Raw genomic sequence first — 23,993 nt, 5'->3', positions numbered from 1 at the left:
GGCTCCCTGCGCCGGAACGAGAGCAAGAGTTCTCGGTGGAGGTCAACGCCGATGGCATCTGCGCCATCCAGATTCCCGCCCGCCTCTTCCCCTCTCGTTCCCTGAGTTGGGCCGTTGACGAGTGAGGTTGACCTGCGGGAAGTGGTCGAACTGATGCTCGGTTTCCCGTGCGTTCAGTGATCGTTTCCCGCCGACCGTGATCATGCTCAGAGTCCGCGAAGCGCGTTCCGGAGGTCGTCGTACGCTTCCCAGCACTCGATGGTGCCGTCGCTGTTGAGACCGCCCATGTACCAGTCGTCATCGTCGACGGCCTTCACGACACAGAGTCCGTGGAAGCCCAGGACGATCTCCGGCTGTAGGACCTCGTCCGGACCATGTGGCCGGCCCAGGTACGTCACGACACGGTCCGTGTCCAGCACGACGGCCTCCCGATCACCGGATACGTCGCGTATCCGCTGAAGGGTCCATCCGTCGGGCAGCTCGCTTCGTGTCATTCCACCGATTCTGTCGAACCGCACCGAGCGCGCATGCACGGCCCCGTGACCGTTGCGGGCTCCGCCTGTAGTGGCAGGCCGTTGACGAGTTGGGCGTGACCTGCGGGGACCGCAGGCGAATTCCGTGGGGCGGTGATCGTTTCCTGCGGGCGTGTGGGGAAGCGCCAGAGGTCGACGGGCTCAGGTCGAGGATTCGGGGCCCTCGACGACTGTGGCGGTCATCAGCGCTATCAGGTTGTCGGTCCAGCAGTCCGATTGCTTGGTGGCGACATCGGTACCGCAGCGTGAGCAGACGAGGTTGGGGCCGTCCTGCCCGTCGAGTCCGCAGCATCCGTTGCTACGCCCGGGGTCGGGATGTAGGGCGGTACCCGGCACGTCGTCGGGATGCAGGATGACCAGCGTGGCGTCGTGGTTGATCGCATAGGTGCCCTGCGCCACCGCCGGGTCGGCGATGCGATGGTCGAGAAGGACATCGCCGGGTGGGGCGGCCTGCGATTCCAGAAGATCGTTGGTGAGAGGGTGCGCGCAGTTCGCGCAGGTGAAGAGGGTCACTGGGACATTGTGTCGGGTCATGCAGTGCCTGATCGTGGTGTGCCCTCCGGGCGCCGGCGAGCCGACCGGGCGAGTCCGGGCGAGCCTCCGCTCGAACCGAGGCTTCGTCACGCTGGGTTGTCGTAACAGATTCGGCGATTGTCTGGTCCGGCAACTTGTCTGGGCAATTTGCTCGGGAACCGGCCGAGAGCGCGTGGTCGGGGCATCTCGACCGGAATCCCGGGGGCCAACGAGCCTTGTTTGTTTGGCGTTTCCCTGTCTCGGGGCCCTTGCGATCCCTAGGCTGGCCGTTGCTCGTTCAGGTCCGCATGGGCTCGGCAGTGGGAGGGACGTTGGCGCGATTCGGGCAGGACGAGGAGTCCGCGACGTCGCTTGATCTGCCGTCGGTGGTGGAGACCTACACGCGCAAGGCGGCGGACCTGCGCCGGCGGTGCGACGCTCTTGCGCGTGAACTTGCTTCTGCGCAAGTCGAGTTGGAGTTGGTCGAGGCTCGTCGCGTGGTTCTTGCGGAGGTCTTGGACGAGGTGAACACGAAGCTCGTCGAGGACCACTCGGCTTCCGAGGTCGCTTCCGCCGGACTCGTCGTCGGGGAGGTGCCGGTCGGCGGACCCCCGGATCGGACCGTCGAATCGCCCGAGCGGCGGGTCGCAGCCACGACGGCCCTGGGTGGGACGCGGGCCGGGCACGGGAAGCTGGGTGACGCCATCGTCCGAGTGCTGGCCACGTCCGGTCGGTCCATGCGCGTTCGTGAGGTGACCGAGAGCCTGGGGCGCGAGACGACGCGGCCGAATCTGGAGACGACGCGGGTGACGATCAAGCGTCTCGTGAAGAACGCCACCCTGGTGGAACTGCAGAAGGGCCTCTATCGGATCGCCTCGACCGAGGCGTCCGAGGAGAGAGGGGTCGCCTGACGCGCCGTCACCCCGAGCATGAGAACGGCCCTCCCCGAAGGGAGGGCCGCCGCGTCGGACGAGGCTTAGGCCCCTCGCCGACGCGTGGACGTGGTCCGCTTGCTGGTGGCTCACGCGTCTCCCGAGCGTAGTAGATGCACGTTCGTCTCGGGGGTCGCGTGGCCTATTTCGTCGTTCCCGCAGGTCGATCACTTCGGGAACGGAGAGGTTGGCTCTCGTGCGCGACAGGCGCATTCCCGCGAGAACACGGATAGAGGGCGGCACCGAGGAACGCCTCGAGGCGCGCGACCGTGGCGACGTCGGGCCACGCGGTCCCGGCGAGCAGATTGGCGATGGTCTGCCGGTTCACCCCGGAGCCGAGCGCCGTCCGTCGCAGGCTCAACCGTCGTTCGTGCATGACAAGTTCGAGATTTCGGGCGATGCTCTGGACGGCCGCGGCGGCGATGTCGTCGATGGTGGCCTGGGGCCAGGTTTCCGGATCGCGGGCCAGATCGCGCGGCGGCCGTTGGCGCGCCAAACCGACTCGGCCTCGCCGACTCGCGCATCCACCGGGCGTTTGGCGCGCACGCCGTCCCCGGCGTCGCACTCGCGATCCCGACCGGTCGCCGACACCGCTGGGACATACCCGAGTTCGGGTACGCCGCTCGCCGGAGCCTGGTACGCGCCACGCTCGACGCCGAGCCCCTGCTGTGCGGGGGCGCCGCTCGGAACCGGACCACCGACGACATTGAGAACGCCCTGCTCGACGACCGGGGCCCGGCCGCCATCGCCGTCGACCCGCGCCCCGGACGGCTCGACGGCACACCGACGCTCGCGCCGCTGGGATACGCCCTGGCCGCCATGCTGGTCCACGCCTGGGAAGACTCGGACCAGCCGTCGGCCCGACTGACGGAGTCCGACGACGTACTGCGCCTGCTCGGCCTGTACAACCACAGCGTCGCCGCCGCGATCCGCTCAAGCGGACGCCGCTGCCGGTGCCGTCGACCGCCCGCCGGGCACTGGGTCACCGTGCCGCGACTGGCGCTCATGGCCTGCGCGGCGGCGTGCGCACACGGCGACGGATGATGGCGCGCCCGCTGGTGGGTCGAGACCCGGCCGCTCGGCACGGACGCACACCTGGCCCGCGCGTTGAACGAGCGCATACCCGCGGTTCCGTGAAGGACGGCGACACGGCAGCGCGCGACACCAGGCCGCACCCAACGGTGGCACGGCCGCACTTCGACTCGTTCGATTCCCGCCACTCGGTGGGGAACGGTCCGGAATCACTTCGCGATACAGGTTCGCCGTGTCGCCGGAATCAGCGCCCGATCGGAGCTGGCCTCCTCGTTGCCATGATGTGTTCCACGAGGGTGACGATGGCGAGCTTGCCGGACTCGCGGGTGCGCGCGTCACACATCACCACCGGTACATGCGGATCCAAGTCGAGCGCCTCGCTCACCTGGGCGGTGTCGAAGTCACACGTGCCGCCGAAGCGGTTGACCGCGACGATGAACGGTGTGCCGCGGTTCTCGAAGTAGTCGACGGCGGGAAAACAGTCTTCGAGTCTTCGAGTATCGGCGAGCACGAACGCGCCCAGAGCACCGGTCGCAAGCTCGTCCCACATGAACCAGAAGCGGTCTTGCCCGGGTGTCCCGAAGAGGTACAGCACCAGCTGCCGGCCGAGCGTGATCCGGCCGAAGTCCATGGCAACGGTCGTCGTGGTCTTTCCCGCCACCCCGTGAGGTCGTCCACACCCTGACTCTCCTGCGTGATCACCTCCTCGGTGCGGAGCGGGGGATCTCGCTGACGGCAGCGACCATCGTGGTCTTCCCGGCGCCGAATCCGCCGGCCCGCTTCGACCTCGTCGGGGTTCGGAATGTTCTTCCCGGTCTTCTCGAGAAGGTGCGTGGGCAACAGGACGATCGCCGAGGTTCCCCCGTAGGGGGAGGAACGCAGGGTCACCGTGAGGTGGTGACGGGCCGCCAACCTCGCGACGACGAACAGCCCGATCCGGGAGTCGCGCGTGAAGCCCATGACGTTGAACGCGGGCGCCGCGGTCAGCAGTCGGTTGGCCTCCTCCCGGGCCTCTTGGGACATCCCGAGGCCACGGTCCTCGATTTCGATCGCCAACCCCTTGGACACCACTTCGGCATTGACCTGTACGCGCGTATGCGGCGGGGCGAACGTCGTCGCGTTCTCGACGAGCTCGGACAGCAGGTGCATCACATCGCCCGCCACCGGGCTGGCGAGCGTGACGTCGGGAATCAGGGTCAGTCGGACCCTGGCGTACTCCTCGGTCTGCGAGGCGGCCCCGCGCAGGATCTCGGTCAACCCCACGGGTCGACGCCAGCGCCGGGCGGGCATCGCGCCGCCGAGGATCGACAGGTTCTCGGAGTTGCGCCGCATTCGCGTGGCCAGGTGATCCACCCGGAACAGTTCGGCCAGCACATCGGGATCCTCGCTGTCGCGTTCCATCGCGTCCAGCAGGGCGAGTTGCCGGTGCACCAGTCCCTGACTGCGGTGCGCGAGGTTCAGGAACACCCGACTGAGACCCTCGCGCGTCTCGGCCTGCTCGATCGCCGCCCGCACCGCGATGCGCTGCGCCGTGGCGAACGCGCCCGCGACCTGCCCGACCTCGTCCGAGCCGTGGTCAACGTCGGGGACGGTGTCGGCGAGGTCGACCTCCTCGCCCCGTTGCAACCGGGCCATGACATCGGGCAGTTGTCGATCGGCCAGCCGCAGCGTCGCGTTGCGAAGGTTTCGAAGTCGGCGGATGAGTGCGCGGGAGATCAAAGCGGAGATCAGCACGGCCGACACGATGGCCGCCAGGGTGAGCATGCTGGTCACGATCACCGAGGTGATCAGGGTGTCGACCCGGTCCTCGGCGAACCCGATGGCGAAGTCCACCTGGGCCAAAGTGAGCTGCTGCAGGCTTGCGGCGACCCGGAGCATCGTGTCCTGCCAGGGCCCGACGGAGGTCGGAATCCGGCCGGAGTCCATGGCCGACTGCTCCGCGGTCACCAGCGCGGACCATTCCGGGCCGGCGATGATCGCCCGGTAGCGCTCGGCCTGCGCGTCCCGCAGAGAGGGCGCGACCACGGCCCACTGCTCGCGCTGGGCGCCGACGAGTCGATTGAACTGCCTTTGCCCATCTGCGGTCACGCCCGAAGGGGAGGACAGCCCCGCGGACAGCAGCGCGTTCTGTCGGGCGAAGCCCTCCAGTGCACGGAACAACGCCACGGCGGTCGCGGCCTCGTTGATCGACTTGGCGTCCGCGGTCAGGCGCGCCTCGGCCTCGAAGTACGTCATGCCGGTGCTCAGGGCGGCGGTGTAGAACTGGTAGGCGGTGCCGTAGTCCACCTGGCGGGCGTCGATCTGCTGCCGAAATCCCGGCAACGCCCCGAGACCCTCGACGATCTGCGCGAAGATCCGCTTCAGGTCAGGTGGATTCTTCGCGACCACCGGACCCGCGGCCCGCCGCATCGTCTCGAGCGCCCGGTCGGTGTTCTCGCGCTGCCGGTCGAGCGGCGCACGATCGGACCGAGGCTGGGCGAGATACACCATCGACAGCCAGCGCTCCTCCTGAAGCGCCACCATCGCGGTCTCGCTCTTGATCCCGACCTTTTCCACGTCATGGACGGTCTGGCGCAGGTCCAGTGCCTCGTTGAACCGGCTGAACGTGTACGTGCCCCACAGCGCGGCCAGGGCCAGGCTCGGGACCAGTACCAGGACGAGGATCCGAGCCCGGATCGACCAGTCGCCCCGAAGACCGAGCTGCGGCCGGCGGCCGGTCCGTGAACCGCCCGCTGGCCGCGAGCCGAAACCTCGCCGTCCGCCTCCGCGGGCGGTCGACCGGGCCTCACTGCCGGGGCGGGGCCCGCACGGTATTCCGGGCCACTCCGAGGCGCCGGGCGATTTCCTTGATGGGCACGCCCTCCGCTCGATGCAGACGACGTATCTCGGCCCAATCCTCCACCTTTAGCACCCCCTCATGATCAAAGAGTGTTGCGACAAGCGTTAGAACCCAAGGACCTCCTGGGGGTCAGTTTTCAGGAACCAGCGACACACCTCGCCGCCTACGCAGGCCTCGCCCCGGCAACCCGCATCTCAGGCTCCTCGATCCGAGGCGAACAACCATCCCGTCGCGGAAACAAGCAGCTCAACCGGGCCTTCGACGTCGAACGCGGCCGTGCCCCCCGCAGGGCTCTCCCCGTCGTTCGCGGCGGTGGGAGACGCGCGGTTCGAGGCCGAACTCGCCCGACTGCCGGCCTGCCCGGTCGAGGAGGTTCCCGTCACCGTCGAATCCCCGGCCCCGGTCCGGGGGCCGGGTGGTCAACCCCGGCGGGCCCACGCCCGTCCGCCTGGTCACGGGCGGGCGGCGGCTGGACCGCCTCAGCCGCACGTTGGTGGTGGTCAGTGTCGTGTTGGTCGCCGCGATCGGTGTGCTCGGCGCGGTGATCTCCCTCGGGCCGCTGCGGCAGACCGCCGGCGTCACCACCGGCCCGGCCCGGTGGTGGACCGTCCTGGTCCAGGGGCCGTGGGTCGTGGCCTCGCTGTCGATCCTGCGCTCCAGCCTGCACCACCTCCGTCCTGAACCACGCCCGTCCGCGCGCCGCAAGGTGCCACATCCGAACGCCGGGATTCCGGGCGGCCGGCCCAGCGGGTCGACGGCCGTGAACCTTTCCGCCTTTCGGCGCTTCGAGTCCCGGACGGGGACGAACTCGCCCCCGTCCGGGCCCACCCCGCTGCTTGTCCGGGATCTCGGCGCCCTGCCGCGGGATGCCCTGGGCGTGAGGAAGACGGAGAGGATGAGGTGGTGGTGCGTCCTTCGCCGGGGTGTTGGCGTAGGGCGCGGTCGATGGCTTGGACGATGTCGACGATCGCCAGGCCGCGGTGACCAGTCAGCCCTTCGCGTCCCGCGGAGGGTCGGCGGGCCGCAGCCGGACCGCCTCGACCAGGGCGTCCTGTACCGCGTCCTCGGCCGCCGCGACGTCGGTTCCGCGGCGGACGAGGACGGCGAGCACGTCCGGGGTGAGGCTTCGGATCCGGGCCTCGTCCATCGTCGAGGTCACTCGGTGACGGTGGGGTGCGAGGCCAGGAACGGGCGCAGTTCGAGCCACTCGTGGATCGGCTTGCCGCCCGCCCCGGGGGCGGCGGACAGTTCCCCGGCCAGTTCGACGGCGCGCTCGTAGCTGTCGACGTCGATCACCATCCAGCCGGCGACCAGGTCCTTGGTCTCGGCGAACGGGCCGTCGGTGACCGGCGGGCGTCCCTCGCCGTCGTACCGCACGAACGTCCCCTCGAAGGCGAGCGCCTGACCGTCGACGAACTCGCCGGTCTGCTCCAACCGGGCCGCGAAGTCGTTCATGTACTGCATGTGGGCCGAGATCTCCTCCGGCGTCCACCGGTCCATCGGGACGTCGTTGACCGGAGCCGGAGCGCCGCGGTAGTGCTTGAGCAACAAGTACTTGGCCATCGTGGTTCTCCTCGGTGAGTGCGACCCATTCTGGTCGCGTTCACACCGGGGACGGAGCGGGGCACGCGTTCTCGACATCCCCTCCGAACGTTTTTCGGCTCTTCCGACGGCCGGGCGAACCCGCCCGCCGTCCGGGTGCGGCTTGCGCCGTGCGGCTACATCGAGCCCTTGATCCTGCGCCGGGCGTCACGGGTGCGGCTGCTGCTCTCGATCGCCGGCAGCGACTGTTTTCGGAGGAGCACCATGACCGAGCCGCCCCGCCGTGCCCGCCGGGGTCACCCGCGCGTTCCGCGAAGTGCCGGAAGAAGACCGGTGACCGTCAAGACGGCGTTCACCACTGCCGGGGACGGATGAGCCGTCGCCGGCCGCGACTGCGTCCGGGCGCTGGACGCGATCTGCGTGAGCACGCCGCCGAGCAGGTTCGGGGCCGGTACGCGGCGCGACCCGACATCCGGATGGCGATGGAGCGCGGGCACGAGGGTGGGCCGACGGACCTCGCCCGCGAAGAGGCGCGCCGGATGTCGGCCCGGCCGTGAATCGGGCGGGTGCGAAGGCACTCGCTCCACGGTGCACTGGCGCCCGAACAGAACGTCGACGCGGTGGACCGCATCCACGCCGGACTCGCGGCCCGGAGTCTCCTGCCGGCGGAACACCTGGTCGACAGCGGCTACGTCACCCCGGCCACCATCCACCGCGCCGCCATCGAGCACGGAGTCGCCCGGGTCCGCCCCGTCCGCGCCGACCCGCGCGGCCGAGCATCCGGGCTTCGCCAAGGAGGACTTCGCCGTCGACTGGGAACGGCAGACCCTCACCTGCCCACGCGGCAACGTCAGCCCGCCGTGGAAACCCGTCCGCAACGACGGGCAACCGCGCACCTCCGTGCTCTTCCCACGTGCCGTCTGCCGCGCTGCGAGGACCGCATCAAGTGCACCGGCAACGCCGGCGGTCGAGGCCGACAGATCCTGCTCATGCCTCGACCTCTCCAGGAGATCCAGAACCGGGTCCGCCGCGAACAGGAGACCGACGACTGGAAGCGGCACACCGCAATGCACGTCGGCTGCGAGGCCACCGTCTCCGAGACCGTGCGTGCCCACGGCCTGCGCAACTGCCGCTACCGCGGCCGGGCGAAGACCCACGCGCAACACGTCCTCGTCGCCGCCGGAACCAACATCGTCCGCCTCAGCGAATGCATACTGCCCGGCATCGTCCCGGTGCGAACCCCCAGGCCTTTCGGCCGATTCCGACAACTCTGCGACGCCCGGTTCAAACCCCGCCCGCGCTGACCCGGAGAAGATCACCAACGGCATCCGAAATATCCGCCACAGCCGAACTCTCGGATACCGGTTGCACCAGGCGGCATTGGGGCGCGGCTATGCCACCGAGGGGTCCCAAGCCCTGGTCCACAAGGGGTTCACGGAAATGGGAGTCGAGCGGATCACCGCCAACACCATGACCGTCAACACCCGTTCTCGTCGCGTCATGGAAAAATCCGGCCTGTCCTTCGTCCGGAACTTCACCGGGGACTGGCCGGAGGCGATCGAGGGCTCCGAACAGGGCGAAGTCGAATACGAACTCACCAGAACCGAGTGGGAGCAGGCTCGTTCGACCGGCCGACCGTCGGTTCAACGGGCCGAAGCCCGTCTCGACGCTCTCCGGACCCGCGCCGTCCGCGGCCGGCTTCGTCGTCCCCCACCACGCGGGCACGCGCGGCGATGCCCTCCGCGGCCGCCCGCGTTGGCGCGGTCGCCGCGGCCGCGTTCGATCTCGGCGAGGTGCGGGCCCACGAATGCCAGCCACAGCCGTAGGTGGGGGTCGGTGACGCGGTAGTGGGTGTCCTTGTTCGCGGGTTTGGTCGACAGGGGTGTCTCGGCGGCGACGATGCGTTGGACGGGCCGTCATAAGGTCCAGAGAGCCAGAGACACCGGGTATGGCTCTCAGGAGGTTACCCTCGATGGTTCCCGTCACCCGCGACGCGGCGGGCCGTCTGTGCCGGCGCACCGCCGACCACGGCGGCCTGCCGCCCTCCTCCGACGCGATCGTCTCCCCGTACGACACCACGGCGCGCTATGCCCGTCACGGGCACATCATCGACTGGAAGGGATTCGCCGCGCACATCACCGAGACGTGCGCCTCCGACGGCACCAACGTGATCACGGACGTGGCCACCACACCGGCCGCAACCAACGACGCCCGGGCCCTGCCCGGCATCCACACCCGTCCGGCCTGTCGCGGGCTGTTGCCCGCCGAGCACCTGGTCGACGGCGGCTACACCTCCCTGGTCCACCTGGAACGAGCCGCCCGCGAACACCGGATCACCGTCAGCGGGCCCCTGCCGGGCAATCCCACCCGCCAACACCGCCAGGAGGAAGGCTTCGACCGGGACGACTTCCACATCGACTTCGACCGCCGACAGGTCACCTGCCCCCGAGGCCGGGTCAGCCAGGGCCGGCACGGCCCCTACCCGACATCCTCACCCACCGCCGCCCCGCTCATCGTCGCGAAGTCCACCACGAGCCGGTGCCGGCCGTGTCCGGACCGCCTCCGGTGCACCGGTTCCCGAGAGGGCGCCGGAACGTCGGCTTCCCACCGCGAGAACTCCGCGACCCGCAAGTCCGAGTCCGTGACGAGCAGCAGGCACCCGTTGGAAGGCCCGCTATGCGGTCCGCTCCGGAGTCGAGGGCACCGTCAACGAACTTGCCCACGGACACGGCATGCGCCGCTGCCGCTACCGCGGACGGCCGAAGGCCCATGTGCAGCACGTGCCGACCTCCATCGCCGTCAACATCGAACGCCTCAGCGGCCGGTCTGCAAACGAGGAAGGCTCTCCGCCGAGACCGCCGACCGCCTTCCAGACCTTTCTGGACCGGAACGACATCCCCCGGTCGAAGCCCTGGCGAACCCTTGGCAGTTGAGCCCGATCCACCAAGATCACCGACAGAGTCAAGCTCAGGCCACCCGGGCCTCGTACGAGCGGCCCTCGACGTCACCGGTCGTGTCGTACGGCTCACGGTCGCGCAGGGGGACCGTGCGGCGTCCGGTCCCATCGGTGCCGGTGCCGGTGCCGGTGCCGGTGCGGGGTGAGGGCAGTTCCACGACCTCGCAGCCCTGCGCGCGCATCCACCTCAGGATTTCCCGCGCCTTGTCGTCGTCGAGGGCGAGCACGAAGGGTCCCGGCACCAGGACGACGTCGTAGAGTCCGGACGCGATCGCGGCCAGCAGTCGCTCCAGCTGCGGCATCGGCCCGGAGGACAGGTGCCCGTTGTCGAAGAAGACGTCCGGGGCCCGCAGGCCGAGAACCTCGGCATACTCCAGCAGGACCCCAAGGTGTGGGCCCGTCCGGAGCGGGTCGTACGGGAAGCAGCGGAGGTACGCCGCCGTACGAACCGTATTCGCGGGGGCGGGGCGGCGGGTGGAGGGCATCAGGACTCCGGGCTGGTCGAGGGCCGGACCCGTGGATCCAGGGCCCGACTGTGGGTCGAGGGCCGAACAGGTTCGAAGGCCTCCCCGAGCGTGGCCTCCCGGGTCCAGGAAAGTCGGCCGACCGGTGCGGCATCAATACGTACCCGCCCCCACTCGCAGTCGGAAACGATGGGTAGACTCGCCGCCCCACACGTGCCCCGATCGCCACACCACGCGTGCTCGCTGCCGGCCGCGCGTGAGCGGGCCGGTTGTCACCCATGTGTCGGGCGACCAGACTGGGGGGATCGACACTCACCGGATCACTCGCACCATGGCCGAGATGTCGAGGGCGCATGAACATGTGGGCGCACGAGCCTGAGCACGGCGCCAACGGTGGGCGAAGCGACGGCGCGGGAGCCGGCTTCGCCTTCGTCGGCAGGCGTCGCGAGTTGGCGCGTGTCCTGACCTCGGTGCGGCATCCACCTTCGGTGCTGCTGATCGAGGGCGAAGCCGGAATCGGGAAGAGCCGACTGATCCGGGAGGCCATGGCAGAGGTGATCGCCGAGGGCCGGCCGGTGCTCCAGGGGCTGTGTCACCCGCTGCACGAGCCGGTTCCCTTCGGTCCGGTCGTCGACGCGCTTCGCAAGGTGGGGCCCTGGTTGCCGCCGGTGAGCGAGCTACCGCGCACGGTGGGTGCACTGGCACCGCTGCTGCCGGACCTCGCCGACCGGCTCCCACCGGTGCCCGAGCACGCGGACGACGCCCACTCCGAGCGGAGCCTCCGGATCCAGGCGGTCCGCTCCCTGCTGGAGTGCGTCGGCCCGGCCGTACTGGTCGTCGACGACCTGCACTGGGTCGACGTGCCCACCCGGGAACTGTTGCTCCTGCTGGCGCGTGACCTGCCGGCGACCTTGAGCCTGGTGCTGTCGTACAGGGCGGAGGATGTGCCCGGGGACGGCCGGGTGCTCGGCGCGGCCTTTCGCCGTCCGCCCGGCACGTCGGGCGCCACGATTCGGCTGGGCCCACTGCTCGAAGACGATGTCGGGGAGCTGGCCGACGCGGTGCTCGGGCCGTACAGCAGCCCTCGGCTCGTGAGCATCCTGTTCCGCCGCAGCGAAGGACTGCCCCTGGTGGCCGAGGAGGATCTGCTCACCCTCTGTGAGCGCCGGGACGAGGAGCACGGTCCGGCAGGTCTCGCCGGCCACCTGGAGCAATCCGGGGTGCCGAGCGCGCTTCGTGACACATTCGGCGAACGGCTGTCGGGCCTGCCCCCGGACGGTGCCGCGGTGGTGGATGCCGCGGCGGTGCTCGCCGTCCCCGCCGCCGAACCGCTGCTCGGTGCCGTGGCCGGGCTCGACGCGGAGCACACCGCTCAGGGCCTGACGGAGGCACTGCGTGCCTTCGCGCTACGCGAGATCGAACCCGGCTGGTACTTCTTCCGGCACGGTCCGGCACAACAGGTCGCCTACGAGCGCGTTCCCGGACCTCAGCGTGGCCGACTGCACCGGCAGGCGATCGACGCGCTGTCCGCCCTGACCCCGGTACCGCTCGTACAAATCGCGCACCACACGCGTGCCGCGGGCGATCGGGCGCAGTGGCTCGTGGCCGCCGAAGCCGCGGCCGACGAGGCCATCGCCGTCGACGACCCGGGAACCGCCGTAACCTTGCTGCTCGACATCCTCGACGAGGATCAGCTGCCGGGAGACCTGCGCAGCCGGGCCGCACTCGCCCTGGCCGCGGTCGTCGGCGACTTCGCCGACACGGCCGCGAGCACGCGTGTCCTCGGGCGACTCCTCACCGACCCGAGGATGCCGGTCGCCGACCGCGGCGAGATCCGGCTCGGCCTCGGCCTGCTCCTGGCCACCCAGACCGGCGACCGGACCGGCTTTCGCGAACTCGAACGGGCCGCAGCCGAGTTGGCCGGCCGCCCCTCGCGGGCCGTGCGGGCCATGGTGGCCCTGGCCATCGACGAACGGGGACAGGGCCCGGCCTGGCTGGACCGCGCCGAGCAGACACTCGCGCAAGGGGGTTGCGACGAGGCTGCGGCGGCCGCGGTCCGCACGGCCCGGCTCAATCTCCTCGCCCGAGACGGCGACCCCAAGACGTGGGCCCTTCTGGACGAGCTACCCCGGCACTCGGAGAACCTGGAGGTCCTGCGCCACAGCGTCCGCGCGTTGTACAACGTCGCGGACCTCGCCATCGAACTCGGCCACGACGAGCGAGCCGCGGAATTGCTCGCCGAGAGCCGAAACCTCAGCCGGCGCGCACGCAACCCGAAGATCGAGGGCTACATCCGCATCAACCTGCTGCGCCTGGACCTGCTGGCGGGCCGCTGGATCGGCCTGGAGGGGCGATATGCGGCGCTTACCGGTGAGTTCCCCGATCTTCGCATGGGCGCCGAGGAACAGCACATGGCCGGTGGACTGTTGGCCGCGGCCCGCGGGGAATGGGACCGCGCACTGTCGCACTACGAAGCCGTCGCGGTGGCTCTGGAAACGGAGTTCGTGACGACACCCGGGCTGCGGGCGACCGCCGGGATCATCACCGTTCGGCTCGCCCAAAACCTTCCCCGGCAAGCCTGGTCGATCGCCCGCCCGGCGCTGGAGGAACTGCGCCGGACCCGGGCCTGGCCCCGCAGTACCGGGCTCGTCGCCACGGCCGTCGAAGCCGCATCGGCCTGTGGTGACCACGACGCCGCACAGCGACTCGCCGACGACGCCGAGCGCGGCTTGCGGGACCGCGACGCACCCGCCGCCGTCGCCGAACTCAACCTGGCCCAGGGCCTGTTGCTTCGGGACACCGACGGCGACGCGGCAGCCACCCGGTTCGAGACGGCCCGACGGATGTGGGACGACATCGGCCGCCCCTACAACTCCGCCGGCGCGACGGAACGTCTGGCCGCCGTACTCGCCGCCAGCGGCGACCCGGAGCGGGCCGCCGAGCACCTGGCCCGCTGCGTCGAGACCTTCACCCTGCTCGGCGCCACGTCCGATCAGGCCCGCTGCCGGCACACCCTGCGCGAACTCGGCCTGGCCCGCCCGTCCTCCCGGGGACGTCGCGGCTACGGTCGGGCCCTGTCCCCCCGCGAACACGAGGTCGCCGAACTGCTCGCCCAGGGCCTGGGCAACCAGGCCATCGCGCAGGCCCTGTTCCTGTCACCGAGAACCGTCGAACACCACGTCGCCCGCGTCCTGGAAAAGCTCGACGTCTCCAGGGACAAGGTCCCCGACCCCGAAGTCCGCCGGCGAATCCGCCCCGCCGATTCGACATAAGCGACACCGCGACGGTTCGCACCGGCGAGCCGCCGACACCCCCGCGAGCGGGGGTACGTCAGCCGGCCGGCCGCCGCTCCTGGTTGGTCCGGCCGTGGCAGGTGTACAGGATCGCCCCGGTACTCCATCCTCGCGCCGTCAGGCCGGCAGGCGATCCACCACCCACCAGGCAGCGCTGTTGGCCGCGAGCTTGCCCTCGTCGCACGGAAGACTGGACAGGAGCGGTTTCCCGGGCACGGGTGCCGTAACGGGTGCGTCCGTGAAGTTCACCGCGCACACGAAGCCTGTCCCCCGGCCGAAGACCAGGTGTGGTGAGGAGCCGACAGCCAGCTCAGGGCGGGGTCGCGCAGCGGGGCGAGGCTGCGGCGCAGGTGCAGCGCTTCGCGATAGAAGTGCCAACTGGACTCGCCGTCGTCACGCTGACGCTGCACGGAGTGTCGGGCGAACGATGGCGGTTGCGGCAACCACACCCGGTGTGCCGGTGCGTCGGAGAAACCGAACGGCGCGTGCTCCCCGGCCCAGGGCAGAGGTACACGGCAACCGTCGCGGCCTTTGCCCGGGTCGCCGGTCGCGGCCACGATGGGGTCGGTCAGGGCTTCCGGCGGCAGGTCGGTCACCTCGGGCAGACCGAGTTCCTCGCCCTGGTAGAGGAAGGTGGCGCCGGGCAGTGCCAGCATCAGCAGGGCCGTGGCGCGTGCCCTGGCCGCGCCGCGCTCCGGATCCGCTTCCTCGCCCGGCAGCGCGCTCCGGCTGCACCGGGTGAGGAAGCGCTGTCCGCCGGACGGCGGCCCGGCCGCGAACCGGGCGGACCCGAAGGCACTCGCTCCGCGATGCGTCGTGCCCGACCGACCCGCGTGGCCACACCGGCCTCCTGCTGGTCGCCGCTCTGGACAACGCCCACCGTGAGCACGGCGGAGACGGCGCCCGCCGCCACGAACTCCTCCGAGAACGACTCGACCGGCACGCCGTCGCCCAACCCCCGACGTTATTCGCGAACCACATGTGACCTCGGCCTGTGTGGTGACGTCCAATGCGGTGGCCGGTTCGTCCGAAGGTAGGGGCGTCGGCCGGGTGTGTGGCCGCAGGCGGTGTCGGTGTGGCATCGCGCGTGAGTGGAGGGCGGTGCGGACGCGTTGCGGTCGGCGGCTCTCCCGGGTGCCCAACGGCGGGTGTCGAACGAGGGGTTCGCCGAGGTGGCGGCGGTGCTGGAGGCGGGTCCGAACGCGTGACCTGCGTGATCACCCGCCCGGCCCGCGCGAGCGTCCAGATCTGCCCGGGGAAACCGGTTCCGTCTCGGTGGCCATCGACGCGGCCACCCGCTCTCCTTCCGGACGCGGGCCGCCGACCGCCGAACCGGAACCGGCCCGCGGCCGCGCGTACATGTGTTCCGGTCGGCCAGCTACGCCATAGCGCAGGGTCACCAACGCCGCGCCGGAATCCACCAGAGAGCCCAGGTAGCGCTGTGCGGTCGCGCGCGAGATGCCGAGCAGGGCGGCGATCTGGGCTGCCGACCGCGGCTCGCCGGCCTCTTCCAGAGCGCGCGAGATCAGCCGGCCGGTGACCGAGGACCCACTGCGGGCGTCGGGACGACGATCGCCCTCGCGCAGCACCCGCAACGCCCGGTCCAGGTCCCGCTGTTCGAGCGGGCGACCGCACGTGAGCACGTTCCGGTACCGCGCGTACGCCAGCAGCCGATCGGCCAGATCCCGCTCGACGAACGGCTTGACCAGGTAGTTCAACGCACCGCGGCGCAGCGCACTTGCGATCGACGCCGTGTCGGAGGCAGCGGTGAGAACGATCGCGTCGATGTCGAACTCCCGTAGCAGCGCAAGTCCGGAAGCATCGGGGAGGTAGACGTCGAGCAACAGCAGATCGGGTCCCAGATCGCGCACCCGCATCCGGGCCTCGGCGGCGCTGCGCGCGGTCCCGACCACCTCGAACCCGGGAACGCGCGCCACGAATCCGGCGTGGATCTGGGCCACCCTGAAGTCGTCGTCGACGACCAGCACCCGGATCATGTCCGCGCTCCTTCCGCATCGGCCCCGCCCGAGCCCGGGACCGTCGAGTTCCGGTGACCATCGACCAGGTCCACACCCGTGCGTTTGTCTTCCCCGGTGGCCAGCACGTCGCGCAACTGCGCCGTGAACACCGCGCCGTGCGCCGCGCCGCCCGGATCGGCGAGTTGGACCCCGCCCCCGGTGCGCCGCGCCGCCTGGACCGCGATCGCCAGGCCGAGCCCGCGTTCGTCGTCGTCGTGCGTGCTCACCCCGTCTCGGAAGATCCGCGACCGCACCTCGGGCGCGACTCCGGCCCCCGAGTCGATCACGGACATGTGCAGGTCGGCGCCGTCGGCGAGCAGGTCCACCTCGACCGACGGCGGGACCCGCAATCCCGTGCGGGCGGCTTCGAGTGCGTTGTCGACCAGGTTTCCCAGCACAGTGGTCACCTCGGTCGGGGCGAGCACCGTAGTCGGTACCCAACTGGTCTCACCGATGGCCAACTGCACCCCGTGTTCGCGGGCGACCGCCGCCTTGGCCGCCATGAACGAGCGCAGGAACGGATCGCGTACGGCGCCCGGCTGGGGAGCCGTGCCCGCACCTGCGGTCAACGCCTGCAGATACTGCACGGCTTCGTCGAGGTGGCCGAGTTGGATGAGCCCGGACAGGGTGTGAAGCCGGTTCGCGAACTCGTGTCGCTGCGCCCGCAGGGCGTGGGTGAGACCGCGTACCGAGTCCAGCTCGCGGGTCAGCTTGTCCAGGTCGGTGCGATCGCGCACGGTCAGGACGCGTCCCAGATCACGCCGTTCGCGGCGGACCTCGCGGGCGGTGGCAACGACCACCCGGTCCCCGGCCACCGACACGATGTGATCGCAACTCCCTTGCGTGGAAAGAGCTTTGCGGATCCTGGGCGGCAGCTCCAATGCCTCGACGCGCGTGCCGATCGCGTCGCCGAGCCCGAGCAGCCGTTGCGCCTCGCCGTTGCACACCGTCACCACGCCCTTGCCGTCGATCGCGAACACCCCCTCGCCGACCCCGTGCAGCACCGCCTCTCGCTCCTGCATCAACTCGGCGAGTTCGTGCGGTTCCAGGCCGAGCGTCTGCCGGCGCAGGCGGCGGGCCAGCAGCACCGAGCCGACCACCCCGAGCAGGCACGCCCCTGCGGAATACAGGCCCACGATGTGCATCACCTCGGCGCCGTGCCGACGCAGGTCGTCGGCGTCGAAGCCGACGCTGACCTCGCCGACGACCGTGCCATCGGCCGTGCGGACGGGGACCTTCCCGCGCGCGGAGATGCCCAGCGTGCCGACCTCGAGGTTGGACACCTCCCGTCCCGCGAGCGCCGCGGTGGGGTCGGTGCTGACCCGCAGGCCGATCAGGTCCGGATTGGGGTGCGCCAGCCGGATGCCGCGTTCGTCGGTGACCACCACGAACAGCGCCCCGGTCGCCCGCCGGGCGGCCTCCGCGCGGGTGCGTACGCTCCCCTGCGCGTCGTCGGTCACCACCGCTGCGGCCAGCGTCGGATCGGAGGCCACGCTGCGGGCCACGGACAACGCGCGCTTCTCGTACTGGGCGGTCAACTGCGCGTCGAGCAGCCGGCTGATGAGGACGAAACCGAACCCGGCGACCACGACGACCAGCGCGAGCTGCAACAGCAGCATCTGCGCGATGAAGGAAAGGCGGGGTCGACTCATGAGGGGGGACGGTAGCCCCGTCGCCGATTCCTGCCCATCCCCGAGGTGCGCACAATGCGCAAAACGAGATCTATTCGAAACGTCGCGCGCAACGCGGGCAAGCCCACCGGCCGCGGCGGCCGTCGCTACGTTCCTCGGCCAACGGCCACTGTGACCGGCGGCACATCGACCCCTCGGGGTCGCCGCGGAAGGGATCCCTATGGCATCGCAACCCCTCGTGGAACTTCGCGGAGCGAGTAAAAGGTTCCCGACGCATACCGGCGGTGTACACACCGCAGTGCGCGATCTCGACCTGCGGGTCGACGCCGGCGAGTTCGTCGCCGTGGTCGGCCCGACCGGATGCGGCAAGTCGACCGCGCTGTCGCTGATCTCGGGCCTGGAACCGCCGTCGCGCGGCGAGGCCCTGGTGCGCGGCGTGCCGGTCGACGGCGTGCCCGACGGGGTGGGCTACATGTTCCAGCAGGACGCCGTGCTGCCGTGGCGCTCGGTGCTGGACAACGTCGCGGCCGGCCCCCGCTATCGCGGCGCCTCGCGGGCCGCCGCCAGGGACAAGGCCCGGGGCTGGGTTGACCGGGTCGGCCTCGCAGCGTTCGAGCACTACTACCCGCATCAACTCTCCGGCGGCATGCGCAAGCGGGTCGCGCTCGCCCAGACGCTGGTCAACGAGCCGAGTGTGCTGCTGATGGACGAGCCGTTCAGCGCCCTGGACGTGCAGACCAGGGCGCTGATGCAGGACGAATTGCTGCGGCTGTGGGCGGGCACCGGCGCGGCTGTCGTATTCGTCACCCACGACCTGGACGAGGCCATCGCGCTCGCCGACCGGGTCGTGGTGATGACCGCGTCCCCCGCCACCGTCAAGGACTCCTTCCCGGTGCCGCTGGCGCGCCCGCGCACGGTCGAAGAGATCCGGCTGACACCGCAGTTCCTGGAGATCTACCGCGAGATCTGGGAGTCGCTGCGCACCGAGGTCACCATCACCCGCGAACGAGGAGCCGGACATGCCGCCTGAATCGACGCCGATCACCCGGGGCGCCCCCGAGGAGACAGGCCCCGAGGCCCCCGCCCGGCCCCGGCCGGCCACGAGCGAGCCGGAGCCCGACCTCGGCGCGCTGGCCGTGCGCGCCCGGCGGCGGCGCGGCATGCGGATGTGGTCGCTGCGCGGCCTGCTGGTCGCGCTGTGGCTGGGCAGTTGGGAACTGGCCGCGACGCACTGGATCGACCCCTTCTTCTACTCCAAACCGACGTTGATCAAGGACCGACTGGTCGAGTGGTTTACCGACGGCACCAGCCAGGGCAGCATCTGGGAGCAGATCTCGGTGACCCTGCAGGAGGCCGCCGCAGGATTCGTCCTGGGGTCCGTCGCCGGGGTCGTGTTGGGGATCCTGCTCGGGCGGAGTCCGATGATCGCCGAGGTGATGGCGCCGTTCATCAAGGCCGCCAACGCCGTCCCGCGGATCGTCCTGGCCTCTCTGTTCGTGATCTGGTTCGGGCTGGGGCTGTCGTCGAAGGTGGCGACCGCGTTCGTGCTCGTGTTCTTCGCGGTGTTCTTCAACGCGTTCCAGGGCGCTCGGGAGGTCGACCGCAATCTGGTCGACAACGCACGGATCCTGGGCGCGAGCCGCACCCAGGTGCTGACCAGCATCGTGGTGCCCAGCGCCACATCGTGGATTCTCGCGTCGCTGCACTCGGCGTTCGGTTTCGCTTTGATCGGCGCGGTGGTGGGCGAGTTCACCGGTGCGAGCAAGGGCCTGGGGTTGTTGATCAACCGGGCGCAGGGCACGTTCGACGCCGCCGGGATCTACGCGGGAATGATCGTGATCACCGTCATCGCCCTCCTGGCCGAATCGCTGCTCGGGATCGTCGAGAAGCGCCTGTTGAAATGGCGTCCGCCCGCTGCGGCCGCCGAGATCCGGCTCTGACCCCTTCTCCTTTCGGCTGTTTTCCCGGCCGTGTCCCACGGCCCTTCCCAGGAGGTCTTCATGAAGGTTCACGCAAGCCTGGCCGCGGGCGTGGCGGCGGTGCTGGCCGCCGGCGTGCTGTCCGGGTGTCAGGACTCCCGTGACTCCGGTTCCTCGGGTTCGTCCGACTCCGGCCCGGCGAAGGCCAAGATCATGGTCGGCGGGATCGAGAAGGTCATCTACCTGCCGGCGATGCTCACCGAGCGGCTGGGCTACTTCAAGGCCGAGGGCCTGGACGTCGAACTGCTCACCGAGCCGGCGGGCGCCCAGGCCGAGAACTCGCTCATCAGCGGCGACGTTCAGGGCGTGGTCGGCTTCTACGACCACACCATCGACCTCCAGACCAAGGGCAAGTGCATCCAGAGCGTCGTCCAGTTCGCCAACATCCCGGGCGAGGCCGAGATGGTGGCCACGAGCAAGGCCGGCAGGATCACCTCACCGGCCGACTTCAAGGGGGCCAAGCTCGGCTTCACCAGCCCCGGCTCCTCCACCGACTTCCTGACCCAGTACCTGGCCACGGCGAACGGCGTCTCCACGTCCGAATACACCCCGGTCAAGGCCGGATCCGGACAGCCCTTCATCGCCGCGATCGACAACGGCGGCATCGACGCCGGGATGACCACCGACCCGACAATCGCGCAACTGGTCAACACGGGCAAAGCCAAGGTCCTGGTCGACATGCGCACCGTCGAGGGAACACGCAAGGCCCTGGGCGGCCTGTACCCGGCGAGCTCGCTGTACATGGACTGCGGTTGGGTCGGCCGCCACAAGGAGACGGTGCAGAAACTGGCGAACGCCTTCGTCAAGACCCTGCGCTACATCAACACGCACTCCGCCGCCGAGATCGCGGCCGTGATGCCGTCCGACTACGCCAACGGCGGGAAGGCGCTGTACGAGCAGTCGATCAAGGACACGATGGCCATGTTCAACGCGGACGGCCGGATGGACCCGGCGGGCGCCCGCAACGTCCTCGAAGTTCTGGGCAAGTTCTCCCCGAGCGTCAAGGACAAGAAGGACTCCGTCGACCTGACGAAGACGTACACCACGGAGTTCGTGGACAAGGTCGGCTGACCACTCCGCACCGGCGGCGGGGGGAGAGCACCGAAACGTTCGAACGGACTCGGCCGTTCGTTCACCTGCAGGAACTCCCGCAAGCCGAGGTGTCGTATCGGTGCCGATGATGCGTTCCTGTGGCGTTCCGGGTCGCACCCGGTTCCGGCCGTAGCCCGTTCCGGCCCGGATGCCTGCCGTTTCGTCGGCAGCCACGGGTTGTTCAACAGCTCTTCACGCAAAATGTGATTTGTGACATGGTACATGTCACGCAGTGGTCTGAGCGTTCCCCTTCCGGTCCGCTGCGGGCACCAACTGCCCTGCCGTCCCCGGGTTTTCGGCAGGGCGGGAACGATGACCACGCTCGCGCCGGCGCGTCCCGCAGGGACGCGGTCGACGACGAATCGCTCATGCCCTCGTACCACCCCACATCGGAGGCACGCCCACGCGCGTCCTCTGTCCCGCAAGGAGACGGTCTTTGCGAACCAAACAGGCACGACAGGGACTTCACCGCATAAGCATCGTCGCGATCTCCCTCGTCATGGGGTTAGGGCTGCTCACCCAGCCCGGATCGGCTGCTCCCGCCGACGGCCCCACGACGAGCACCGCGACCTCCACCACCGGGCCCCCGCCCACCGCCGGCGCCGCCCCCAGCGCCGCGACCGACCAGGCACCGCACACCCAGGGCAAGCCGCTGCCGGTGCCCGACCGGCAGCCGTTGTCCGCGGCCGCGACGGACACCGCCCGGCGCGACTACGACAACCCCTCGGTCGCCGTACTGCCGGCCCGGCCCTCGATGGCCGCCGACCAGCACGCCAAGGCGGCGGCGACCTGCGCGGTCGCCGACTTCGCGAGCCGGACCGGCAGCGCGCTGGTCCAGCAGATCAAGGCGTCGACCACGGACTGCGTCAACACGTTGTTCTCGATCACCGGGAGCGATGCCTACTGGGTCTTCCGCGAGGCGCAGATGACCACGGTCGCCTACGCCCTGCGCGACATGGCGGCCTCGTACCCGGGCAACGGCACTACGGGCGCCCCGCAACTCGTGCTCTTCCTGCGTGCGGGCTACTACGTGCACTGGTACAACCCGACCACCGTGGGCAGCTATGGCCCCACGTTGCAGAACGCGATCCGGTCCGGGCTGGACACCTTCTTCGCCAACGCGCACTCCTGGGACGTTACCGACGCCAACGGCGAGACCCTCGCCGAGGCCGTCACCCTGATCGACAGCGCCGAGGAGAACGCGCGCTATCTGTCGGTCGTCAAGCGGCTGTTGGCGGGCTACAGCAGTTCGTACAACGTGTCGCGCTGGATGCTTATCGCGGTCAACAACGTCTACACCGTCCTCTTCAGGGGTCACCAGGTACCGGCGTTCGTGACCGCGGTCCAAGCCGACCCCAGCGTGATCGACTCGCTCGACGCCTTCCTGATCGCGCACCGCGATCTGCTCGGCACCGACAACGCGTTCCTGACCGTCAACGCGGGCCGCGAACTCGGTCGCTTCGTGCAGTACGCGCCGCTGCAGGCCAAGGTGCGGCCGATGGTTCTCAAGCACCTGCGGGCGAGCTCGATCACCGGACCGAGTGCCGCGATGTGGGTCGGTCTGGCCGAGATGACCGACTACTACGACAAGGCACAGTGCGCCTACTACGACACCTGTGACCTCCAGACACGGCTGGTCGCGGCCGTGCTCACCGTCGACTACACCTGCAGCGCCAGTATCCGCATCCGCGCGCAGGAGATGACCCCGGCCAACCTCACCGCCGCGTGCACCAGCCTGCGCAACCAGGACGCCTACTTCCACGGCGTGGTCGCCGACAACGGTCCCGTCGCCAACGACCGCAACACCACCATCGAGGTCGTGGTCTTCGACTCCAGCACCGACTACCAGACCTACGCCGGCGCGATGTTCGGCATCGACACCAACAACGGCGGCATGTACCTCGAGGGCGACCCCGCCGCGGTCGGCAACCAGCCGCGCTTCATCGCCTACGAAGCCGAATGGGTCCGGCCCGCGTTCGAGATCTGGAACCTCAACCACGAGTACACGCACTACCTCGACGGCCGCTTCGACATGTACGGCGACTTCAACGCCGGCATCTCGACGCCGACCATCTGGTGGATCGAGGGCTTCGCGGAGTACGTCTCCTACTCCTACCGCAACGTCCCCTACGACGCGGCGATCACCGAGGCGGCCAATCGCACCTACGCCCTGAGCACGGTGTTCGACACCACCTACTCCCACGACACCACCCGCATCTACCGCTGGGGCTACCTCGCCGTGCGCTACATGCTGCAAAAGCACCCCGCGGACATCACTCGACTCCTCGGCTACTACCGCACCGGCAACTGGACCGGCGCACGCACCTTCCTGACCTCCACCATCGGCACCCGCTACGACAGCGACTGGTACACCTGGCTCGCGGCGTGCGCCGCCGGCGACTGCGGCGGCGGCGGAACTCCCGCCAACCGCCCGCCGGTAGCCGGCTTCATCAGCACCGTAAACGGCACCTCGGTCGCCTTCACCGACACCTCCACCGACCCCGACGGCACCATCGCCACCCGCGCCTGGGACTTCGGCGACGGCACCACCTCGACCGCGGCCAACCCGAGCAAGACCTACGCCGCCGGCACCTACACCGTGCGGCTGACCGTCACCGACAACCAAGGCGCCACCGCGAACGTCACGCACACCGTCACGGTCACCGGCGGCGGTGGCGGCGCGACCGAGTGCACCGACCCCGACATCCGGGCACTGGGCAGGAACTGCCGGCGCAGCGCCCTGTCCGCAGCGACCGACGACGCCGTGCAGCTCTACATCTACACCCCGGCGGGCACCGCAAGCCTGAACATCGTCACCGCCGGCGGCACGGGCAACGCCGACCTCTACTACAACAGCGACGTATGGGCCTCGAACACCGCCTACACCGCCAAGTCCACCAACACCGGTAACGCCGAGACGCTCACCATCCCGGCACCGCCGGAGGGCTACCACTACATCACCCTCCACGGAACGCAAGCCTTCACGGGCATCACAGTGACCACGACCTACTGACCGGACCGGGGTGAGGCCCGATCGGCGGTTCCGTCGCTGATCGGACCTCACCCGAACCGGAGCACGGCACAAGGCGGCGGGTCAATGGGCCGGTCGGTAGACCGCCCACGGACCCGCCGCCACTCGACGTCGACTCGCGGGGGCAAACGGCCGCGG

Annotated in this window: 18 protein-coding genes and 7 pseudogenes; 12 read left to right on the top strand and 13 right to left on the bottom strand. The window is 69.9% G+C overall.

Annotated features, from left to right (window positions below):
- Positions 1-206: 206 nt before the first annotated feature.
- Both ACFZBU_RS39180 and ACFZBU_RS39175 read right to left on the bottom strand, forming a co-directional pair.
- Positions 207-494 carry a hypothetical protein gene (locus ACFZBU_RS39180; RefSeq protein WP_391588532.1) on the bottom strand — a complete coding sequence of 96 codons (288 nt, stop codon included), beginning with the start codon at positions 492-494 and terminating at the stop codon, positions 207-209.
- Positions 495-674: 180 nt separating this feature from the next.
- On the bottom strand, positions 675-1,046 hold the full coding sequence (locus tag ACFZBU_RS39175; protein ID WP_391588531.1) for a hypothetical protein: 372 nt from the start codon (positions 1,044-1,046) through the stop codon (positions 675-677).
- A gap of 332 nt (positions 1,047-1,378) precedes the next feature.
- Between ACFZBU_RS39175 and ACFZBU_RS39170 the strand changes: the two genes are divergently transcribed.
- Entirely contained in the window at positions 1,379-1,957 is a 579-nt protein-coding gene (locus ACFZBU_RS39170) for a hypothetical protein (protein WP_391588530.1), read from the top strand.
- A gap of 163 nt (positions 1,958-2,120) precedes the next feature.
- On the opposite strand, the gene ACFZBU_RS39165 is transcribed toward ACFZBU_RS39170, so the two are convergent.
- Positions 2,121-2,474 (bottom strand): helix-turn-helix domain-containing protein, encoded by a 354-nt coding sequence (locus ACFZBU_RS39165; protein WP_391588529.1) that lies wholly within the window; start codon positions 2,472-2,474, stop codon positions 2,121-2,123.
- A gap of 323 nt (positions 2,475-2,797) precedes the next feature.
- On the opposite strand from ACFZBU_RS39165, the gene ACFZBU_RS39160 reads away from it, so the two are divergent.
- On the top strand, positions 2,798-3,022 hold the full coding sequence (locus tag ACFZBU_RS39160; RefSeq protein ID WP_391588528.1) for a hypothetical protein: 225 nt from the start codon (positions 2,798-2,800) through the stop codon (positions 3,020-3,022).
- 232 nt (positions 3,023-3,254) lie between these two features.
- Here the strand turns inward: ACFZBU_RS39160 and ACFZBU_RS39155 are convergent.
- From ACFZBU_RS39155 to ACFZBU_RS39145, 3 pseudogenes are all read right to left on the bottom strand, one after another.
- Positions 3,255-3,756, bottom strand: a pseudogene (locus ACFZBU_RS39155) (ATP/GTP-binding protein).
- A 145-nt stretch (positions 3,757-3,901) separates the two neighbouring features.
- Positions 3,902-5,533, bottom strand: a pseudogene (locus ACFZBU_RS39150) (nitrate- and nitrite sensing domain-containing protein); the annotation flags it as partial.
- A 277-nt stretch (positions 5,534-5,810) separates the two neighbouring features.
- Positions 5,811-5,921, bottom strand: a pseudogene (locus ACFZBU_RS39145) (helix-turn-helix domain-containing protein); the annotation flags it as partial.
- A gap of 74 nt (positions 5,922-5,995) precedes the next feature.
- On the opposite strand from ACFZBU_RS39145, the pseudogene ACFZBU_RS39140 reads away from it, so the two are divergent.
- Positions 5,996-6,106 (top strand): annotated as a pseudogene (locus ACFZBU_RS39140) (transposase); the annotation flags it as partial.
- Positions 6,107-6,840: 734 nt separating this feature from the next.
- Here ACFZBU_RS39140 and ACFZBU_RS39135 read toward each other — a convergent pair.
- Both ACFZBU_RS39135 and ACFZBU_RS39130 read right to left on the bottom strand, forming a co-directional pair.
- Positions 6,841-6,996, bottom strand: a pseudogene (locus tag ACFZBU_RS39135) (sigma factor); the annotation flags it as partial.
- A gap of 8 nt (positions 6,997-7,004) precedes the next feature.
- A complete protein-coding gene (locus ACFZBU_RS39130) occupies positions 7,005-7,412 on the bottom strand; it encodes a YciI family protein (RefSeq protein WP_391588527.1) in 408 nt (135 codons plus the stop codon).
- Positions 7,413-7,762: 350 nt separating this feature from the next.
- Between ACFZBU_RS39130 and ACFZBU_RS39125 the strand changes: the two genes are divergently transcribed.
- The 4 genes and pseudogenes from ACFZBU_RS39125 to ACFZBU_RS39110 all read left to right on the top strand — a co-directional run.
- On the top strand, positions 7,763-7,948 hold the full coding sequence (locus ACFZBU_RS39125; protein WP_391588526.1) for a hypothetical protein: 186 nt from the start codon (positions 7,763-7,765) through the stop codon (positions 7,946-7,948).
- 9 nt (positions 7,949-7,957) lie between these two features.
- The gene (locus ACFZBU_RS39120; protein ID WP_391588525.1) at positions 7,958-8,695 is read left to right on the top strand and encodes a transposase; all 738 of its coding nucleotides are present in this window, start codon (positions 7,958-7,960) and stop codon (positions 8,693-8,695) included.
- A gap of 49 nt (positions 8,696-8,744) precedes the next feature.
- Positions 8,745-9,026, top strand: a pseudogene (locus ACFZBU_RS39115) (GNAT family N-acetyltransferase); the annotation flags it as partial.
- A gap of 1,082 nt (positions 9,027-10,108) precedes the next feature.
- Positions 10,109-10,324, top strand: a pseudogene (locus ACFZBU_RS39110) (IS1182 family transposase); the annotation flags it as partial.
- A gap of 34 nt (positions 10,325-10,358) precedes the next feature.
- On the opposite strand, the gene ACFZBU_RS39105 reads toward ACFZBU_RS39110, so the two are convergent.
- Positions 10,359-10,832, bottom strand: a complete 474-nt coding sequence (locus tag ACFZBU_RS39105; protein ID WP_391588524.1) for a hypothetical protein — start codon at positions 10,830-10,832, stop codon at positions 10,359-10,361.
- Between the two features lie 332 nt (positions 10,833-11,164).
- Here ACFZBU_RS39105 and ACFZBU_RS39100 point away from each other — a divergent pair, with 332 nt between their 5' ends.
- Complete coding sequence (locus tag ACFZBU_RS39100; protein WP_391588523.1) at positions 11,165-14,083, top strand: ATP-binding protein; 2,919 nt, start codon at positions 11,165-11,167, stop codon at positions 14,081-14,083.
- Between the two features lie 138 nt (positions 14,084-14,221).
- Here ACFZBU_RS39100 and ACFZBU_RS39095 read toward each other — a convergent pair whose 3' ends face one another.
- The 4 genes from ACFZBU_RS39095 to ACFZBU_RS39080 all read right to left on the bottom strand — a co-directional run bounded on the left by ACFZBU_RS39095 (position 14,222) and on the right by ACFZBU_RS39080 (position 17,774).
- The gene (locus tag ACFZBU_RS39095) at positions 14,222-14,320 is read right to left on the bottom strand and encodes a hypothetical protein (RefSeq protein WP_391588673.1); all 99 of its coding nucleotides are present in this window, start codon (positions 14,318-14,320) and stop codon (positions 14,222-14,224) included.
- Positions 14,321-14,349: 29 nt separating this feature from the next.
- A complete protein-coding gene (locus tag ACFZBU_RS39090; RefSeq protein ID WP_391588522.1) occupies positions 14,350-14,760 on the bottom strand; it encodes a hypothetical protein in 411 nt (136 codons plus the stop codon).
- A gap of 561 nt (positions 14,761-15,321) precedes the next feature.
- Entirely contained in the window at positions 15,322-16,101 is a 780-nt protein-coding gene (locus ACFZBU_RS39085) for a response regulator (protein ID WP_391588521.1), read from the bottom strand.
- Positions 16,098-17,774, bottom strand: a complete 1,677-nt coding sequence (locus ACFZBU_RS39080) for an ATP-binding protein (RefSeq protein WP_391588520.1) — start codon at positions 17,772-17,774, stop codon at positions 16,098-16,100. Before ACFZBU_RS39080 ends, ACFZBU_RS39085 begins: the two co-directional genes overlap by 4 nt.
- 199 nt (positions 17,775-17,973) lie before the next feature.
- On the opposite strand from ACFZBU_RS39080, the gene ACFZBU_RS39075 reads away from it, so the two are divergent.
- From ACFZBU_RS39075 to ACFZBU_RS39060, 4 genes are all read left to right on the top strand, one after another.
- Positions 17,974-18,783, top strand: coding sequence for an ABC transporter ATP-binding protein (locus ACFZBU_RS39075; RefSeq protein ID WP_391588519.1), 810 nt, complete (start codon positions 17,974-17,976; stop codon positions 18,781-18,783).
- On the top strand, positions 18,773-19,693 hold the full coding sequence (locus tag ACFZBU_RS39070) for an ABC transporter permease (protein ID WP_391588518.1): 921 nt from the start codon (positions 18,773-18,775) through the stop codon (positions 19,691-19,693). The genes ACFZBU_RS39075 and ACFZBU_RS39070 overlap by 11 nt, the downstream gene beginning before the upstream one ends.
- A 60-nt stretch (positions 19,694-19,753) precedes the next feature.
- Entirely contained in the window at positions 19,754-20,803 is a 1,050-nt protein-coding gene (locus tag ACFZBU_RS39065; protein WP_391588517.1) for an ABC transporter substrate-binding protein, read from the top strand.
- Positions 20,804-21,323: 520 nt separating this feature from the next.
- On the top strand, positions 21,324-23,837 hold the full coding sequence (locus ACFZBU_RS39060; RefSeq protein ID WP_391588516.1) for a collagenase: 2,514 nt from the start codon (positions 21,324-21,326) through the stop codon (positions 23,835-23,837).
- Positions 23,838-23,993: the final 156 nt, after the last annotated feature.

Source organism: Embleya sp. NPDC008237 (assembly GCF_042956465.1).
GTDB lineage: Bacteria > Actinomycetota > Actinomycetes > Streptomycetales > Streptomycetaceae > Embleya.
The sequence above is the reverse complement of the archived record's forward strand: the minus strand, read 5'-3'. Positions and strand labels throughout refer to the sequence as shown.